1 protein-coding gene (only partly in view) is annotated in these 20,210 nt (G+C 74.2%); it reads left to right on the forward strand.

Going from position 1 to position 20,210, the window contains the following annotated elements; all coding sequences use genetic code 11:
* Positions 1-20,210, forward strand: the 5' portion of a protein-coding gene (locus tag ACFZA0_RS33200) for a hypothetical protein (RefSeq protein WP_391023881.1). The gene runs 14,719 nt beyond the window's last position; the window shows 20,210 of its 34,929 coding nt (coding positions 1-20,210); it begins with the start codon at positions 1-3; the stop codon falls past the right edge of the window.

The raw sequence follows: 20,210 nt of genomic DNA on the forward strand, positions 1-20,210 counted from the left end.
ATGACCATCCACGCCTCACCGCAGCTCAACAACCTGTTGTTCGTGCTGATCGGTGAGCGGCTGCTCCAGGCCGACGAGGACAAGGCGTACGCCAACGGCAAGCCGTACGGACGGCTGGGCCGGCGCGTCCGCGACCTCTCGGACCTGATCGAGCAGACGGCGGGTGGCGTCGGGAAGTCGTTGCCGCCGCAGGTCGGGAACAACTACGTGCGCGCGATGCACCTGTTCCTGGACAGCGGCGGCAAGAACTACCTGAAGGAGTTCGCCGACCAGCTCGACGACCTGGAGAAGAGCCGCACCAAGTCCTCCATGGACATCATGGAGGCCAAGTGGCAGATCATCGCCGAGCTGATCAGGCTGCTGATCGAACTCGCCATCATCCTGGCCCTGTCGATCTTCACGGGCGGTTCCGCGTCCTCGCAGGCCGCGGTGGCGAAGGCCCGCAGCCGGGTCGCCATCCTGACCCTGCTCGAATGGCTCGCCAAGCGCACCCATCTCCTGCCGAGCCTGTCGGAGATGTTCGAAGAGGCGTTCATGACGTTCGCGGTGCGCCTCGCGATGATGCTGGGCGCGCCGAAGGGGCGCAGGCCCAACGGCTTCGACTGGAGCCAGATCGTCCAGGACGGCGTGTTCGGCGCCTTCACCGGTCTGTTCCACGGCCTGCTGTCCGACCTCGGCAAGGGGCTCAAGAACAACCTCAAGAACCTGCTGAACGGGCCCAACAACCCGTTCAAGAACGTCGACAACCTCGGCAACAAGTTCAACAACAAGACGCCCCACCCGCACAACACGAACCCGACGCCCACCCCGAAGCCGACTCCGAAGCCCACCCCCACGCCCACGCCGACCCCGCACACCAGGCCCACCCCCACGCCGACGCCCCGGCCGAAGCCGAACCCCACGCCGACGCCCACCCCCACCCCGAAGCCGACCCCCAGCACCACCAACAAGATCCTGCACGGTGCGGGCGAGGACGCGGACCACTTCCTCACCGAGGGGCTCGCCGAGACGCTCGGCGAGATCGTCACGATGGGGCTGTTCACGGGCAACTGGAGCAGCAGCTGGGACACGTTCCTGGGCTCCGGCCTCAGCGGCGTCTCCGAGCACCACCTCAGCGAGGGCGCGGCGGGCCTGGGCAACAAGATCAACTCGGCGCTCCCTCCCGGGCTGACCAACAACGTCCCCACCACGTCCACCGCGGACACGGACCTCGGCGACAGCGGCGGCCGGGACGGCACGAACGGGACGACCGGCTCGGGCAACGACACCGACGACAACACGCCGGGCGCCTCGGTGCACACGCCGGCCACCGTCAACACCGGTACGGGCAACGGGACTTCGAACCCTCCGCGCACGACGTCGAACACGAACAACGGTGGCGTGGACATCGACGGCGTCGACACCGATGTCGACATCGACGGTGTGGACGTGAAGGGGCTCGGGGACATCGACACCCCGGCCACCTCGCTGCCGCACGTCAGCACGCCGACCACCGGCACGAACACGGGGACGGGCACGCCGCACGCGCCGTCCACGTCCACCCCGACGCCCACGCCCACGTCGACGACGACCACGCGCCCCACCACGACGGACGACCACCAAGTCCCGGACGGCACCGGGAACTCGGACGACGCCGAGGTCACGCAGGACACGAACGCCCCGGTCACGACCCACACCCCGACCGCGACCACCACCCCGGTGACGACCCACACCCCGGTCACGACGGACGGTCCCGACACCAACACCGTTCAGGACAACGGGAGTCCGGTCGCGGTCACCCCCGTCCCGGCGGCGCCGGTCCCCACGGCGACCACCTCGTCCCCGACGACGACACCCGCGACGACGACCGCACCGCCGTCGTCGACCGCGCCGTCCTCGACGACGACCGGCAACAACAACCAGGCGCCGCACAGCACCACTTCGGGGTCGAACAACACCGGGCAGCAGCAGGTGCGCGGCACCGACACCAAGTCCGGCCAGGGCAACGACGACGTCCGGTCCGACTCCGACTCCGGCTACGGAACCGGGTACGACTCCGACTCCGAAAGCGACACGTACGCGGACGTCGACCCGGCCACCGACGGGACGGACCTCGACGCCCCCGCGGACACGGACCTCCACGCGGCGCCCGTGCCCCCGGCCACCACCAGCTCCACGCCGCTCCCGTCGTCCGCCGACAGCACCAAGTACGACCCCGGCCACGACAGCGGTTACGAAACCGACAGCGACTCCGACCCGGGCCACGCGAGCGGGTACGACTCGGACAGCGACAGCGACACCGACAGCGTTTTCGGCACCGACGACGTCACCCCGGCACCGACGCCCCGGCCCGTCGTCGGCACGGACGGCACGCCCGACGTGACGTCGATCCTCGCCCCGCCGCCCGCCCCGGTCACCACCCCCACGGCGCCTCCCCCGGCCCAGGACGCCTTCCAGCAGTCCCGCGCCCAGGCCGTGCCCGTGGAACGGCAGCACACCTGGGTGGACCCGGTCTCGCGGCCGGCGGGTCCCGACGGCCGCACCACCCAGTACGTGGTGCGCGGCGGCTTCACCGCCCGCCGCTTCACCCACGGCGGCGAACCGGTCACCGACCTCACGGTGACCGTGCGCACCAACGGCGCGGAGAACCTCACCCCGAACCAACTGGACGCACTGCACCAGCGGTTGACCACCGGTGTGGAGCGCGCGTACAACTCCGGGCACCGGCTGCCGAACGGCGACCTCCTGCACGTGACGGTCGTACCGGCCGCGCCGGGCGACCACGCGCACCTGGAGGTGTCCGTCACCGACCCGGCGGCGCAGGTGCCGGTCACGCACCACTCCTGGCCGGTGGACATCTCCGAGAGCGACCTCGTCCACGAGGTGGGCCACCAGCTCGGTCTGCGCGACGAGAGCGGCCTCGACCCGGCGGCGCCGCACCGCGACGGCGGCTCCGACAGCCTGATGGGCGACTACCCGTCCGTCCCGACGACGTCCAGCACCGCCACCACCCCGACTCCGGCACCGACCCCGGCCCCCGACCTCACGGCGGGCCCGGAGACCGACCCGTACGCGCCGGGCGGTCTGCGTCCGCGGCACCTGTCGCTGATCGGCACGATCGTCGGCGATCTCGGCCCGGCCGCCGACGGCTCGCGGCAGGATCCGCGCACCGACGTCCGCCAGGGCCCGGCACGGACCGGCGGCACCCGCGGCACCGGGCTGCCCGGACAGGGCGGGCGCGACCTCGGTGCCGACCCGCCGGCCCCGCCCAAGACCACCACCGGCACGACGGACGGCTCCCTCGCACCGCCCGTCGTCCAGACGACGAGCAACGACGACCACACGGTCGTCGTCATCGACCCGCCGTCCGACACCGACGAGACGAACGGCACCGACACGGAGCCGACCGTCGCGCCGCCGCCGGTGATCGTCGTCACCCCGCCCGACGAGCACGACGACGGCCACGGCGACACTCCCCCGTACCTGGCCGGGTACGGCCGACGCCACGACGGACAGATCGGCCTCGTGCACGTGGAGCCCTTCTCCCCGGAGACGGTGCGGGGGCTGCACGAGCAGATCCTGCGGCAGCTCGGGGTGCGCCCGGCGCGCGACGACGACCCCGTGCGGGTGCAGCTGCGCGACCAACTGGGCCCGGAACAGCTCGCGATGAACCTCCCGTACCTGCGCAGCGGCGGCGGCCACCGCGTCACCCTGCGGGTGGGCGGCCGGGACCACACCGTCGACGTGCGGCTCGCGCTGGACGACGTACGGCCCTCCGCGCGCCAGGGCGAGCTGGACGCCAGCGACCCCGACAAGCACGTCGAGCGGCGCGGCCAGGGCACGCGGGAGAACGTCTCCACGCAGCCGCACAGCACGTTCTCGACGATTCCCGTGCCGTGGACGGGCTCGATACCGGTCACCGGGGCCGGGCCCGTGCGCTCCGTCGACCTGGCGGCGTCGGCGACCATCACGCACAACCAGGGCTCCGGCTCGACGACGGTCACCCAGATCGTGCAGACGACGTCGGCCCAGCGCAGCAACGAGCCGTCCCGCGCCTACGACTTCACCACCGGCTGGCAGGTGCGGGTGGACGCGCCGACGGCGACGCCGGTGCCGTCCACGGACGGCTGGGGACGCGCCGAGCCGCACGGTCCGCTGACCGTCTGGTTCCCGCAGCACCTGGTCGACGCGGGCTCCCAGGGCACCCTCCCCGCCCCCGCCCGGCTGGAGGACCTGCCGGTCTTCGGCGTCGACTCGGTGCTGCACCCGCGCCGGCTGTACGAGGGCGCGGCGGACACGTTCGCACCGCACCTCGACGAGACCTCGTCGGCGCAGCTCGCGGACTTCCTGTCCGAGCCGGTGCTGCGCGGCACCCTGCCGATGCAGCTCGACGGCGGCCTCTACTCGCCGGTGGTCACCGACGGCCACGGGCGTGCCGTCGGCGTGTTCCGCCTCCAGGCACGGGTCAGGCCGACGACGCCGGTCGCCAAGAGCCTCGACAAGAAGATCAACCTGGAGAGTCACGTCGTCAACTCGGTCCGTAACGACCAGAGTTCGAAGTTCACCAGCGGTGTGGCGGTCAACGGCAGCGTGGGCGCCTCGTTCACCGCGGACCACACCCGGGAGCACCCCGACGCCACGAGCAAGGCGGGCGGCAACATCACCGGCAAGGGCGGTGTCCAGCTCGCGTCCACGGACACGTTCGCGACGACCGGCACCGCCGGCACGATGCACGCGGTCCGCACCAACCTCAGTCACCTGCTGACCGAGTCGGACGTCGAGTACACCGTCACCCTGATCCGGCCGAACGGCGAGAGCGTCCGGCACAGCCCCGGCCCGTGGGAGCACGGACTCGACCTGCGCACCCTCACCGCCGGGGACGCCGCGGGACACCGCCCGAAGCGCGCCGAACGCCGCCACCTCCCGCCCGAGTTGGCGAACCTGGAGAGCGTCGGGCAGAGCGTGGCCCCGCTCGGCGTGCGGGGCGCCGACCCGCTGTTCGACGCGGCGGAGACCTGGCTGCGCGACGAGGGATTCCTGCCGCCGGCCACGCCGCACACCCGGGTGCTGCCGGACGAGGCCCTGGTGCAGGCGCAGTTGAGCAACCTGCGGCGCTTCATGGAGCTGCGTTCGCAGATCGGTCTGCGGGCCGCCACCGACGCGATGGTGGACGGCGGTCACGCCCTGCACCTGGAGCTGCCCGACGTCCGCGGCCGGCGCCGGGTGCGGCTGCTGCTGGGCGCCCGCCGCGATCCGGACGGCACGGTCAGGCACCGCAGGGTGCTGCCGGGCATCCAGGTGATGGGCCTGGCGCAGTCCGCGGGCGGCGGCAGCGGCCAGCAGGGCAACACGTACGGGTTCACCGCGGGCTTCGGCGGCGGGCCCACGTTCCCGGTGTCGGACGCGGCCTGGACGCTCGGCGGCAACGCCGACCACACGTACAGCCGGCAGATCACCATCGCCAACACCACCGGCAGCACCGTCGGGCACGACCAGTTCTACATCGGCACCGGGCAGGACACCCAGGAGTTCGACGTCCCGGCGCAGCTCTCCCTCGACCTGTACGAGGGTTCGGGCAGCACGCCGACCGTGCGGTTCGGCGAACTGGCGGGCCGTGGCGACAGCTCGGACACCGCGGACACCGAGGACGCCGAGGACACGGGGCTCGACGAACTCGCGGGCGGCGAGGGCGACATCGAGGCACCGCCGGTGCCCGCGCGGCCCCGCCCCGCCACGGTGACCGGCAGCGTGCGGATCGCGGTGCCGCACGAGCGGACGCTGGCCGCGCCGCCGGTGCCGCCGGTGGCCGCCCCGGCGCCGCCCCGGCCGCGCGCCGTGGACGACACCGACCGCGACCGGCTCGCCATGACCGACGAGGACGGCAACCCCCGGCCCGACGTGGTGCGCGTGCCCGACGACGCCCTGATCGACACGGTGCGCGGCTCGGCCGCCCTGAACGACGCGATCAACCAGATCGTCACCGGCACCTATCCGGGCGCTCCCGGCCCCACCACGCGGGGCCCGCTCGGGCTGTCGTTCATCGGCACCTCGCTGGCCGGGCACCCCGCGTCCGACCCGACGACGGTCGCGGCCGAGTCGCGCCACTCGGCGCTCACCCCGGGCGCGCTGGTGGCACGCGGGCACCAGATGTTCAACGGCACGTACGTCGTCGAGGGACTGACCCTGCCGGGCATCGGCGCGGACGGCATGTACTCGGTGGAGATCCAGGCGATCGCGCACACGCCGAACCACGTGCACAGCGTCGACCAGTACCTGGAGACCGGCATCACCTCCAGCGACGCCGGCCAGCAGCTCAAGGGGCTGTCGAAGAGCCACCAGACGACGTTCTCCGGCAGTGCGACGCAGAACAACCCGCGCACCGACCCGACCCCGAAGCCCGGCTCCAAGGTGGACCCGTCGGCCGTCGCGAACTCCGGTACCGACCCGAGCCCCGGTGGCGAGGGCGGGTCCGCGACCGCGCAGCCGGGCGGCAAGCAGAGTGCCCACCCGAGCAGGTTCGCCCCGTCCGCCCGCTACGGCTACAACCGCAAGGCCGACAAGTCCGACACCCTCGGCAGCACGACGGCGACCAACCGAGTGCCCACCGAGGCCGGCCGGCAGCACCGCGTCGCGGCCGACGTCACGTACCTGGTCACCGTGCGCTCCGGCCACCGCAACGCGGTCGGGAACTTCGTGGGGCTCGGCGGCAGCGAGGCGGTGACGCTCGCCGTCGACGTGCCCGGCGGCCTCCAGTTCCTGATGACCGAGGGCCAACTCCGGCGCGACGCACGCTGGATGACCGGCATGCCCGACCTCGCGCCGGCGCCGACACCCAACATCGAGCATCCTCCGCTGCCTTCGCGGTACGTCCGGGACGGCTCCCTCGGGCTCGCCTCGGTGAGTGCCGTCACCCAGTTCGGCGCCGACGGGAACGAGCAGCGCGACCGCCTGAACACCGAACTGCGGTCCCTGGTAGAGGAGTTCGCACCCGGTGTGACCCAGCCCGGCCACGCCGCGTACCTGCCCGGGGTCGCCGCGCTCATCGCCGAGCACACCGGCACCAACGGCGTCCGGGCGCTGCCCGGCCGCGAGAACGGCGAGGTGCGCTTCGTGTTCCGGCACCGCCGGTTCGGGGGCGCCGCACTGGTCGAGGTGACCCTGTCGGCGCGGCCCACGACCAATGCGGCGGGCCGCGGCGGGATCCGGGGTACGGCCGTCGAGGGCTCCAAGTCCGGTATGGAGCAGTGGCATTCGCACACCCCGTCCGGCAGGAGCGTGACGCGGACCACCGGCAGGCAGCACACTTTCACCTTCAACCCGCTGGGCCGCTTCACCCGCCCCACCGACGACGAGCGCACCGACCGGCTCGGTCCCTCCCTCCAGGTGTCGTCCGGCACCGGCAGGTCGTCCCGCCGCGCGCGGACCGCCGAGGACCGCTTCTGGATGCGCACCGACAGCTCCGCCGACTTCGACGGGCTGGACTACGAGTACACCGCCTCGGTGCGCACCAGCCACGTGACGGACTGGCCGCCGAACGTCGTGGGCGCGCTCGTGCAGCGCGGCCTGATCAACTGGAACGACGCGAACGCGACCGTGCGCACCTGGGTCGCGAACACGCTGGCCGGTCGACTCGGCGGCGTGCGGCGGGTACCCGCCGCGGTCAGCCTGCGCTTCACGGGCAGCGAGGCGGCCGACGCCGCACCGGTCACCCGCCCGTCGGCCGTCCCCTCCGTCTCCACGGTGGACCCGCGCACCCTGCCGCCCGGCAACCCGCAGCGGCCGCACGCCCACGAGATGCTGCACCCGACCGGCACGACCCCGGTGTACGGGTTCGACGGCTGGGACCAGCTCTACCGGGCGCTGGACGACGTCGCCCCCGTACCCGGGTTCGGCTGGCGCTCGCAGTCCGCCTCCACCTCCCAGGAGAACGCCTCGGTCCGCCTCGGCGAACTGATCCAGGCCGGCACGCTCACGCTGGACAACCCGCGCTCGGTGGGCGGACTCACGTCCACGATGCCGGGCGCCTTCCCGCTGGAGAACGAGCCCGAGAACCGGCCCACCCTCACGGTCAGCCTCTACCGGCCCCGGCGGATCACCGACTCCGGCGACGTGACGGTGGACCGGCTGCGCATCACCAACGACAACTCCGGCACGCTGTCGGGCGGCGACACGACGGCGGGCCTGAGTCTGCCGTTCGTGCTGAGCGCCGACGACCCGGACCGCAACCTGCTCGGCGCGACTCCCCCGGTCCTGCTGCGCAACAACGCCCCGTCCGCCTTCGGCGGCAACGTGTCCGGCGCCCGCCGCGACTGGCTGAAGACCGGCAGCACCAGCAAGCCGGCCGACGGCCGCGGCACCCGGGGCTACGAGATCGACGCGGACGTCCACATCGTGGTGGACGGCCCGGACGGACGGCGGCACGTGACCGGCACGGTGCGGATGCGCATCGAGGAGCGCGACGCCCTGGGCCACGGCATCACGCCCGCCAACCCCGTCCCGCAGGTGTACGACCTGCCCGCGCTGCTGGCCGGCCGTTCCGGCGACGACGTGCCGGACCTCACCACGTACGACCCGGCGGACCTGCCCGGCCTGATGGCCGACGGCGTCTCCCCGGACGACGAGGGCCACCAGTTCTGGATCGCGCTCGGCTCCGACCCGGACGGCAGCAGGCTGGGCACCGCCCTGCACGCGGCGTCCCAGACCGCCCGACTCACCGGCCGTCCGGTCGAGTTGGTGACACGCGGCCCCGAGGGGCTGCGGATCTGGGCCTTCGACCACCACGGCACCCTGCGCACCGACCCCGCGAACACGGCCGCCGGACCCGCCTGGACGGCGTTCGCCACCCGCTCCGACGCGCTGGCGCGGGCAGCCGCGGACGAGAGGACGGCCCGCGACGACGAGGCCGACCTGCGCAACGAGCGGACCGTCGCGGTGGACCGGGTCGCCGCGCTCGACGACGCCCGGGACACCGCGGACCGGACGGCACGGGACGCGGCGGAGACGGCGCGCCTCGCACGGCAGACCGCGCGGACCGCGGCGGACGCCCTGGACGAGCTGAACACCCGGATCGACGGCCTGCGGCGGGACATCGGCCAGGCCCGCCGCGACCAGGCCGAGTTCACGCCGAAGGTCGCCGACGGCCAGCGCGCGGAGCTCTCGCTGCGCAACGACATCAACTCGGCCCAGGCGCGCCTGCGCGCGCTGCGGGAGCAGGAGGCGGCGGCCGCCGCGGCGACGGCGGAGGGCACCGGGGCCACGACAACGCCCCCTGCGGACACGGGTACGCCCTCGCTCGCCGAGCAGATCACCTCGGTGGAGGCCGAGTTGACCGTTCTGCGCGGACAACTTACGTCTACGGTCGACCAGTTGAGATCCGACCGGCAGAGCCTCCAGCAGGCCGCGGACGTCCTGTCGACCGCGCCCGAAGCGCTGAACACAGCGCGCGACAAGGTTCCCTCCGTGCGGTCGGCCGCCGAGTCGACGGCGCGCACCGCGGCCGAGGACCTGAGCGCGGCCGAGGAGGCCGCCGACCTCCACGACGCCGCGGTCACCGCCCACCAGGAGGCGCTCGGCCTGCTGCGGCAGATCGACGCCGACATCAACGACGCCGTCGCCCGCGCCAACGACGGCTCCGTACGCCGTACGGCCGCCACCGCGGCCCTGCCCGCGCTCGCCACGGCGGTACGCGCCCAGGCGCCCGCCCCGGTGCCCTCCTCCCGCACCACGCTGGGGACCACGCCGCCCCGCTGGCCGGACACCGGGCGGCCGCTGGGCGCCGGTCCCGCGACGGGCCAGGGCACCTTCGACGCGGCCACGCAGTTCGACAGCGACTCCGAGTCCGGCCCCGAGACGGAGGCCGAGAGCGTCTTCGACGACGGCCTGTCCGACACCGGGACGGAGAACACGGACGCTGAGCAGGAGGACACGCACGCCCCCGGCGACGAGGTCAAGGACGAACCCGGGGGCGACAAGGACGACGCGGCCGGCAAGGACGCCGCCAAGGACAACGACCCCACGGACAAGGACGCGACCGTCAAGGACGCGACCGACAAGGACGCGACCGTCAAGGACGACGACGCGGCCGTCAAGGACGCGGGCTCCGAGGGCACCGACACCAAGGGCAAGAAGAAGGCGCCTCCCGGCCTCGGCGAGGACGGCACCGAGGGCACGGACAAGGACGGCACGGGCGACGACGACAGTAGCGCCCTGTCGGACGACGAGTTCCAGGTCCGCGCACCGCGCGGCCGGACGATCCCGACCGTCGGAGACGGCCGCTGCCTGCTCTACACCTTCATCGGCACGGACCCGCAGCGGGTCCGCGGCAGGCTGCCCGCCCTGGCCGGCCTGCACCCCGACACCGACGCCTGGCTCGCCGACCCGGCCCGGGTACGCAACGGGCTCCGCGCGGCCACCACCTGGACCGGGAACACCCCGGCACCCGCCGCGCGCACGCATCTGCTCAGGACGGCCGAGCACCTGCGGGACCTGGCCGAGCAGCGGCTGCTCGACGCGAGCACCGGCCGGCCGCTGTCCCCGCACGTGGTGGGACAGATCCGGCGCAGCACGACCGCCTGGTTCGCGCGGTACACCGGAACCCTGAACAGGTCCGAACTCCTCACCACCCTGGCCGACTTCGGGATCGACCGGGTCTCGGAGCCCGAGGCGCTGCCGGATCTGGCGGTCCGCTACCTCGCGGCGCTCGCCGACGACGGCGTCACGGAGACTCCCGTCAACCCCGGTGTGCTCGGCATGTTCCGCCACCTGGAGCAGTCGGACCGGCTGCCCGCCCTGACGGAACTCTCCGACGACCAGCTCCGGAGCGTCCTGCGGCACGGGTACGCCACGAGCACCGCGCCGTTCACGGACGTGGAGCTCGCCCACGCGCTGAACGCCGTCCAGAAATGGTCGAACTCCTGGGAGGCCAACCAGGGCGAGATGTTCGTGCCGCTGCTCGCGGACACCCTGGACGTGGCGGTGGACGTGCTGCGCCCGGACGACGACAATCCGGGCATCGGCACGGTGGCCCGCGTGGGTCCGGCCACGGCGACCACCGTCCTTGAGGTCCACTACACGGGCCTCAACCACTACAGCGCCACCGACGCGGCCCCGTACTCCCCGACCGCCACGGCGACCACGACGTCCGGCCACCCGACGTCGAGTGCGCCGCGCCACCCGGGAGACGCCCCGAGCACCGCCCCCGACGGCACCCGCCGGCCCATGCCCGTGCGCGACGACCGCCCGGCGCCCCGCGCCAACAGGCCCGCGGACAAGGCGACTTGGTTCGGCCTGCGCCGCCACGCGCGCCCCGCCACCCTGCACACCGAACGCTTCGACCCGCACGCCGACCCGCTCCGCGACCCGCCCGCCCCCGGTACCCTCTCCGGCGCGATGACCCTCGCGCGCGCCCAAGTCCGCCGCATCCAGGCGCCCAACGGGCAGTGGGTGCGCGACTACACGCTCAACCTGCCGGCCGACGCGAGCCCGGCCGACCTCGACGCCCTCCGGACCCGCCTCACCGGCCTCCTCGACACCCACGTCAACACCGGCCTGGCGCTGCCGACTTCGGGCGACCAGCTGCACGTCACCGTCAACCTCGTCGACGACCCCGGCCACGCCGAGACCATCACCGTCACCAACACCGCGAACCCCGGCCGGGCCGACCAGCGCAGTCTCGACGTCAACCACAGCGACGCCGACCTCCTCCACGAGGTCCTGCACTACCTGGGCCTGCCGGACGAACAGCGCGACAACGACTTCCTGTTCCGCAACAGCCCCGACAGCACCGCCGTCCACACCACCGGCCTCATGGCCGACACCGACGGCACGATCCAGCTCCCGCACCGGTACCTGGCCACCATCGAGAACGTCACCGACTCCGGCCCGCGACTCCACGACCACACCGGCCAGAACACCGACACCGACCACGGCGACCCGGACACCGCGCCGCCCCTGCCCGCGACCGGGGACAGCACCAACTGGGCGGCCTCGAAGGCGCCGGTGCCCGTTCCGCCGACGGTGCCCGCGCCGGCGCCGGCCCCCGTGCAGTCGTCGTACGTGCGCGACTACGGCTCGCAGCCCGACGGCACCGTCGGCCTCGTCTACCTGGAGCCCTTCTCCGCCGAGGTCACCGACGGCCTGCACCGCCAGGTCTACGAGGCGCTCGGCCTCGACCCCGACAACCCCCCGCAGGACGTCGCGGACCAGGTCGCCGACCGTCTCAGTGCCGAGAGCATGGCCCTCGGCCTGCCCTACCTGCGCAGCAACGGCGGCCACCGCGTCACCGTCCGCGTCGGCGGACGCGACCGCACCGTCGACGTCCAGCTCACCCTCGCCGACGCCACCCCGTCCCTGCGCCAGGGGCGGTTCGACACCCGCGACCCCGACAAGCACGTCGAGCGCCGCGGCATCGGCACCCGCGAGAACTTCTCCGGCCAGCCCTCCGGCACCTACCGCACCGTCCAGGTCCCCTGGACCGGGACGTGGCCCGTCGACGCGGCCACCCCCGTGCGCGCGGTGGACGGCTCCGCGACCGTCGCGATCACCCACAACCAGGCGAGCGACTCGACGACCGTCACGCACGTCGTCCAGACGACCTCGGCCCAGCGCAGCAACGAACCGTCCGACCCGATCCGGTTCACGACCCGGTGGCGGGTGCGCACGGACGCGCCCGCGGCCGGCGCTCCCGCCACGACCGCGACCACGCCGCCCACCACCGGCGACGGCTGGGACACCGCCCGGTCGCACGGTCCGGCGACCGTGTGGTTCCCGCGGCACCTCACGACGGCCGACCCGGCGCCGGGCTCCCTGCCCCAACCGGCGAAGCTGAGCGACCTGCCGCTGTTCGGCGTCGACTCGGTCGTGGACCCGCGCGCCCTCTACGAGCACGTGCACCAGCACTTCCACGCCGAACTGGACGAGACCGCCGCGGGCCAGGTCGCGGACTTCCTCTCCGAACCGGTGCTGCGCGGCACCCTGCCGATGCAGATCGACGGCGGGCTGTACTCGCCGGTGATCACCGACGCGTCCGGCACCGCGGTGGGCATCCTGCGGCTGGTCACCACGCCCGCCCCGGGCACGCCGCAGCGGCAGAGCAACGCCGGGTCCATCAACCTGGAGAGCCACCTCGTCAACACCAGCAAGGTCGACCTGTCGTCGAAGTACACCAGCGGCCTCGGCGTCAGCGGCAGCGCGGCGGCGGCCCTCACCGGGGACCACTCGCACGGGCATCCCCACGCGAGCGGCCTGGTGGGCGGCAACGTCGGCCTGCGCGGCCAGACCCTGGCGTCGGTGTCGAGCGCTTTCGCGGCCGGCACCGCCTCCGGCACGATGCACGCGGTCCGCACCAACAAGAGCCACCTGCTCACCCCGGCCGCGGTCGACTACCACGTCACCCTGATCCGCCCCGACGGCACGGAGACCGCCGCTCCCCCGCTCCAGCACGGTCACGGCATGGACCTGCGCGTCCTGTCCGCCACCGACGCGACCGGCCACGCGCCCGCAGCGCACGAGGTCCGCGAACTGCCGGACTCGCTGGAGCGGTTGGACGGCATCGGGCTGAGCGCCGCGCCGCTGGGCGTGGAGGGCGCGACGGACCTCTTCGACGAGGCCGAGGCGTGGCTGCGGCGCGAGGGCTTCCTGCCGCCGGCCCCCGCCGCGGCGGGACCGGGCGCGCGGGCGAAGCGGTTCGTCCGCGACCACGAGCCGGAGCACCAGATCCGGCTGCACGCGCAGCTCAACAACCTCCGCAGGCTGCGCGAGGCCCGGTCCGGCATCGGGCTGCGCGCCGCGACCGACTCCATGGTGGACGGCGGCCACGCCCTCCACTTCGAGGTGCCCGACAGCACCGACACCGGCGTGCGCCGCGTCCGCCTCCTGCTCAACGCGACCCGCGACACCCCGCGCGCCACCACCCACGCGCGCGTCCTGCCCGGCATCCAGACCATGGGCCTGGCGCAGGCCAGCGGCACGGACAGCGAGCAGCGCGGCGAGTCCTACGGCGGTGCCCTCGGCCCGTCGGGCAGCGTCAGCGGACCGGTCGGCGCGGGCTGGGGTTCGCTCGGCCTCGGCGGCGACTACCAGTACGGCCACCAGGTCACGCACGGCGACACGGTCGGCGGCGCCACCGGCCACGACCAGTTCTTCATCGCCACCGGCCAGGACACGCACCGCTTCGACATACCGGTCCAGCTCTCCCTGGACCTGTACGACAACGGCGACGACCAGCCCTCCGTACGCTTCGGCCAGAACGTCAACAGGCGCTCCGGGATGCCGGTCGCCGCGTCGCCGACGGTCGCCGGCTCCCTGCGCCTCGGCGTCCCGCACGGCCGTACGCACGCGCCCGCGCCCGCCCCGGCCCCCGCCCCCGCGGCGCCGCCCGCGGCCAAGGACGGGACCCCCCGCACGCCGAACGGCGTCGACCGGGCCCGTCTCGAAGGCACCGACCCCGCGACCGGCGCGCCCCGGCCCGAGCTGGTGCGCATCCCGGACGACGCGCTGATCGACACGGTGCGCGGCTCGGCCGCCATCGAGTCGGCGTTCCGGCGGGCGGCCGGGCAGATCCGGCGCGAGGCCGCCGCCACGGCGACGGCCACGCCGGGCACCACCGGCCTGCCCGCCCCGGTCACCGCCGGGACCACCGCCACCGGGACCGGCACGCCGGCCGCCGGCGGGATCCCGCCGCTGGCCGGCCAGGGACTCACGGACTCCACGACCCGGGCCGCGGAGACCCGGCACGCCTCGATCACGCCGGGCAGCCTCGTCGCGCACGGCCACCAGCTCTTCAAGAACGCGTACGTCGTCGAGGGCCTGACCCTGCCCGGCACGTTCGCCGACGGCCAGTACTCGCTGGAGATCCAGGCGGTCGCGCACAACGCGCGGCTGCTGGACACCACGAAGCAGTACCTGGAGACGGGCGTCTCGGCGACCGACAGCGCGCAGCAGCTCAAGTCCCTCGGGAAGTCGCACCAGTTCGGCGCGACGGGCCTCCTCTCGCAGAACGCCCCCACCGTGCCGGCGGGTCCGCACAACGCGGCGGGGCAGAACGGGACCAGCCCGGAGGCGGACGGCTCGGTCTCCACCAGCGCGCCGCAGGGCACCCCCAAGCCCTACAAGGGCCTGTTCAACCCGTCCGCCCGGCTCGGCTACGTCGCCAGGACCGACACGGCGGACACCCTCTCGTCGAGCACGGGCGTCAACCGCACCCCCACGGAGAGCGGCAACCTGCACCGCGTCGGCGCCGACGTCACGTACCTGGTCACGGTGCGGGCGGGTTCGCGCAACGTCCTGAACGGCGCCGGCACGCCCGGCGTCGTGGAGCCGGTGACGTTCGCCGTCGACGTGCCCGGCGGCCTCCAGTTCCTGATGACGGAGGGCCAACTCGCCCGCGACGCACGGTGGATGGGCTCGGTCCAGGGTCTGGCCCCGGCTCCCGCGCCCGTCCCGGGCCCCGCCCTCCCGACCGCGTACACCCAGAGCCGTGAACTGGGCCTGGGCGGTGTGCTGTCGGTGACCGAGTACGAGCCGACGGCACCGCCCCCGGCGCCCGCCGCCTCCGGCGCGCCCGCGACCGCCGCACCGATCCCCCTGGTCCCGACGGCGCCCCGCGAGCGGCGCGGTCAGGTCTACCGCGACCTGATCGCCCTGGTCGAGGCGGAGGCGCCCGGCTCCACGACGCCGGGACACCCCGGCTACCAGTCCGGCGTGCGCGCCCGCATCGGCCAGCTCAGCGGCACGGCCGGTCTGCGGTCGCTGCCGGGACGCGGCGCGCGGACCCCCAACGGCAGGCAGCAGCCGGCGTCCACGCGCTTCCACTTCCGGCACCACGGCTACGGCGGCGAGCGCCTCGTCGAGGTCACCCTCACCGCCGTGCCCCGTCGCGCCCAGGCGCTGGGCGGCATCCGCGGTACCTCGCGCCCCGGTTCCGGACTGGAGCAGTGGCAGTCCCACACCAGCTCGGGCCGCACCACGACCCGTGCCACCGTCCGCCAGAAGCAGCTCGCGGCGACCCTCACCACCCGCTACAAGCGTCCGGACAGCTCGGGCCGGGTCGACAGGGCGGCCCCCGTGTTCACGCCGCAGGCGGGCACCAGCAAGTCGAGCAGGCGTGCCGCCACCGCCGACAACCGCTTCTGGCTGCGCACCGACAACGGCGCCGACTTCGACGGCCTGTCCTACGACTACGTGGTCTCCGTCCGCTCCGCCCTCGTCGCCGACTGGCCTCCGAACGTCATCGGCGGTCTCGTCCAGAACGGTGTCATCGCCTGGGAGCAGGCGGGCGGGGACGTCCGGCGGTGGATGACCGAGGTCCTGCGCCGCGGTCGCCCCACGTCCCGCAGCGTCCCGGTCCGCCTCGCCCTTCGCTTCACGGGCACCGAGACCGGCCCGTCCGCCCTCACGGGCGGGGTGACCGCGCCCTCCGTCACCTCCGGCGCCGACCCCCGCAACACGGTGCTGCCCGGTCCCGCCGCGACGCCGTACCTCTCCGACGGGCAGATGTTCAACCCGGTCGGTCCCACACCCGCGTTCTCCTTCGACGGCTGGCACAACGTCGAGGCCGCCCTCAACGAGGTCGCGCCGCTCACCGGCGGCCGCTGGCACTCGCAGATCACGTCCGTGTCCGTCGAGGGGCGGGCCGTCCGCCTGGGGCAGCTCATCCAGGCCGGGAACGTCACGCTCGACCGCCCCCGGATGGCCGCGGACCTCACCCGCACCATGCCGGGCACGCGGCCGTTCGAGGGCGCGCCCGACCAGTCCCCCTCGATCAGCATCTCCCTGTACAACCCCCGGCGTTCGACCAACGCCGACGACGTCACCCTCGACCAGCTCCACAACACGACGGACACCGTCAGCACCGCGGCGGGCGCCGACCACTCCTTCGCCACCGGCTTCACCGAACTCCTCAGCGCCGACGACGAGAACCACCACCTCGCCGGCCTGAACGTCCCCCTCGCCCAACGCCCCACCCAGCCCTCCACGTTCGGCGGCACCACCACCGGCAGCCGCCGCGACTGGCTCAAGACGGGCAGTACCGGCGCACCGGCCGGCGGCGCGCGCGGCACCCGCAGCTACGACATCGTCGCCGACGCCCACCTCCTCGTCGAAGGCCCCGACGGCGTCCGCCACGTCAACGGCACCGTCACCCTGCGCGTCGAGGAACGCGACCTGCTCGGCCACGGGCTCATCACCCCTGCCGAGGCACCGCCGAACGTCCACGACCTGCCCGCGCTGGTGCCCGACTGGGCGTCGGCGGCGCCCCACACCCTGCCCGAGCGCCTCGACTCGGCGGTCCCGGCCGGTACGACGGGGGTGCAGTTCTGGGTGGCCCTCGGTCCCGACACCGGTGGCGACCGCCTCGGCCGCGCCCTCTACGCCGCCTCCCGCGCCGCGGTGCTCGGCAACCGCCCCGTCGAACTCATGACCCGCGGCCCCGAGGGCATCCGCCGCTGGGAGTTCACCCCGCAGGGCTCCCTCGTCTCGAACGGCGACGCCCAACTCGACGCCGCCTGGGCCGCGTTCCACGCCGGGGCGGAGCTGCTGCACAGCGCCACCGACACACTGGCCGAGGCCCCCGGCCGACTTCAGCGGCTGACCACCGGCCTGATGCACGCGGGCCGCGCGCACGCCGACGCGACGGACGCGCTGACGCGGGCGCGCGGCGCGGTGACGTCGGCGACGGCCGCGCACACCACCGCGACCAGCGACGCCGCGGCCTCGCGCAAGGCGGCCCAGGACGCGAACACACGCCTCACCCGGCTCAGGCAGACGTTCACCGACGCCCAGGAGACGGTGGCGAGACTGCCCCGGGCCATCAGCGAGAACGAGCGCAAGGAGACCCAGGGCCGCTACGACCTGCGCCTCGCCCTGAGCAGGCTCACCAGCGTCGAGAACACCGTCCGCGCCGAACGGGCGGCCGCCGCTGCCGCGACCGCCACCGGCAACGGGCCCGCGCGGAACGGGACTTCGTCGACCACGGGCCCGGCCGTCACCGCGCCCACGACCACGGTCTCCGGGGCGGGTACGCCGCGCAGTCCGCGTCCCGCCGCCGACGTGGCCGACGACCCGCGGGTCCGGGCCACGGTTCCGTCGATCGTCGCGGCCGAGACGGAGATCAAGCGGGCGACGGACCGACTCGCCCTCGACCGGGCCGCCCTGGCCGCCGCGAGGAAGACGGTCGCCGAAAGCCCGGCGGCCGTCCGCACCGCCGAACAGCACCTCGCCGAGGCGATCGAGGAGGCCCGGGACGACGCGGCCGCCGTGGTCCGCCGGGCCGAGAACCTGCGCATCGCCAACCTCCGCCAGGTACGCGCCCAGGCGCATGTCAAGAAGACGGGCGACAAGGTCCAGCGGCGCGACACCGACCTGGCCGAGGCCGTCACCGCACAGATCCAGGCGGCCCACGACCGCACGTCCGCCACCGACGCGCTCCCGGGACTGTCCGCCACCGTCCAGCAGAACGCCCCGGCCGCGGAGCAGTCACCACGCACCACGTTCGCCAACACGCCGCCGCGCTGGCCCGACCCGGACAGCCGCTTCGCGCCGCTCCCGGCCGCCGGCCAGACCCACACACCGACGACGAGCACCACGGGCCCGGCGGTCACCACCGGCACGACCGCCCCCGCCAACGGCAAGAAGCCCGCGTCCGCCCCGCCCAAGTCCGCCCCGCCCAAGGGCACGAAGAAGACGACGGCGCCCCCGAAGAAGGACGCCAAGGGCAAGTCCACGGCCAAGCCCTCCACCACCGCGCCCCCCGCGGCCACCACCGGCACACCCGCCGCGCCGTCCCCGTTCGCCGCCCCCCACGGCAACGGCGTGCCCACGCCCGGCGACGGCAACTGCCTGCTGTACGCGGTCATCGGCAGCGCACCCCAACTCGTGCGCCACCACCTGCAGAACGCGAACCCCACGCTCGACGCGGGCACCGCCGCCTGGCTCGCCGCGCCGAACCGGGTCCGCCAGACGCTCCAGAACGTGACCCTCACCCCGAGCACCGCAGGCCCCGACGCCGCCCATCTGCGCCGCGCGCGGCAGGAGTTGCAGACCCTGGTGCGCAACAGGCTGACCGCCGCGGCGAACAACACCCGCCCGCTGTCCCCCCAGGTCGTGGGCCAGCTCAGGAGCGCCCTGCTCGGCGGGTTCGCGGCGGCGGTGCAGAACATGCCGAGCGCCCAGGTGAACGCGCAGCTCGCCCGGTTCAACATCACCGGCGTCACGCGCGCCGAGGACATGGACCCCGCGGACCTCCAGAACCGCTACACCCTCGCCGTCACCACCCCCGGCGCACCGCCGGCCCCCGCGGGCAACCCGCCCAGCAACCGGCAGATGTTCGCCTACCTGCGCGCCCAGAACGCGCTGCCCGCCCTGGCGGCGATGAGCCTGCCCGCACGCCGCGCCCTCCTCGTCTCGGGCTACCACGTGAGCACCGCGCCCCTCGTCGCCGGCGAGATCACCGCACTGGGCAACACGGTGGACAACTGGTCCGACAGGTGGGGCGGCGCCATGGGCGACACCCTGCTGCCACTGCTCGCCGACACCCTCGACGTGGCCGTCGACGTCTTCCGCCCGCTGCCCGCGTCCGCCGCGGGAACCACCGCCACCGGGGGGCCGCGGGGCGTGGTCGTCCAGTACGGGCCGCCCACCGCGACCGATGCCCTGGAGGTCCACTACACGGGCCTGAACCACTACAGCGCAAGCACCGCGAACAGGCTCCCGGGACCGGCCGCACCCCCTGCGGCGGGCCCGGCGGCCACGTCGTCCGGCGCACCGGTCGTCTCGTTCGCCCACCCGACGTCGAGTGCGCCGCGCCACGCGGGAGACGCCCCGAGCACCGCCCCCGACGGCACCCGCCGTCCCACGCCCGTGCGCGACGACAGCCCGGCGCCGCGTGCCAACAGGCCCGCGGACAAGGCGACTTGGTTCGGCCTGCGCCGCCACGCGCGCCCCGCCACCCTGCACACCGAACGCTTCGACCCGCACGCCGATCCCCTCAGCGCGTCCGAGCCGGGAACCCTGTCGGGCGCCAGGACCCTGGTGCGCGCCCAGGTCCGCCGCATCCAGGCGCCCAACGGGCAATGGGTGCGCGACTACACGCTCAACCTGCCGGCCGGCGCGAGCCCGGCCGACCTCGACGCCCTCCGGACCCGTCTCACCGGCCTCCTCGACACCCACGTCAACACCGGCCTCGCCCTGCCGGTCTCGGGCGACCAACTGCACGTCACCGTCAACCTCGTCGACGA

Source organism: Streptomyces sp. NPDC008150, assembly GCF_042956945.1.
Lineage (GTDB): Bacteria > Actinomycetota > Actinomycetes > Streptomycetales > Streptomycetaceae > Streptomyces.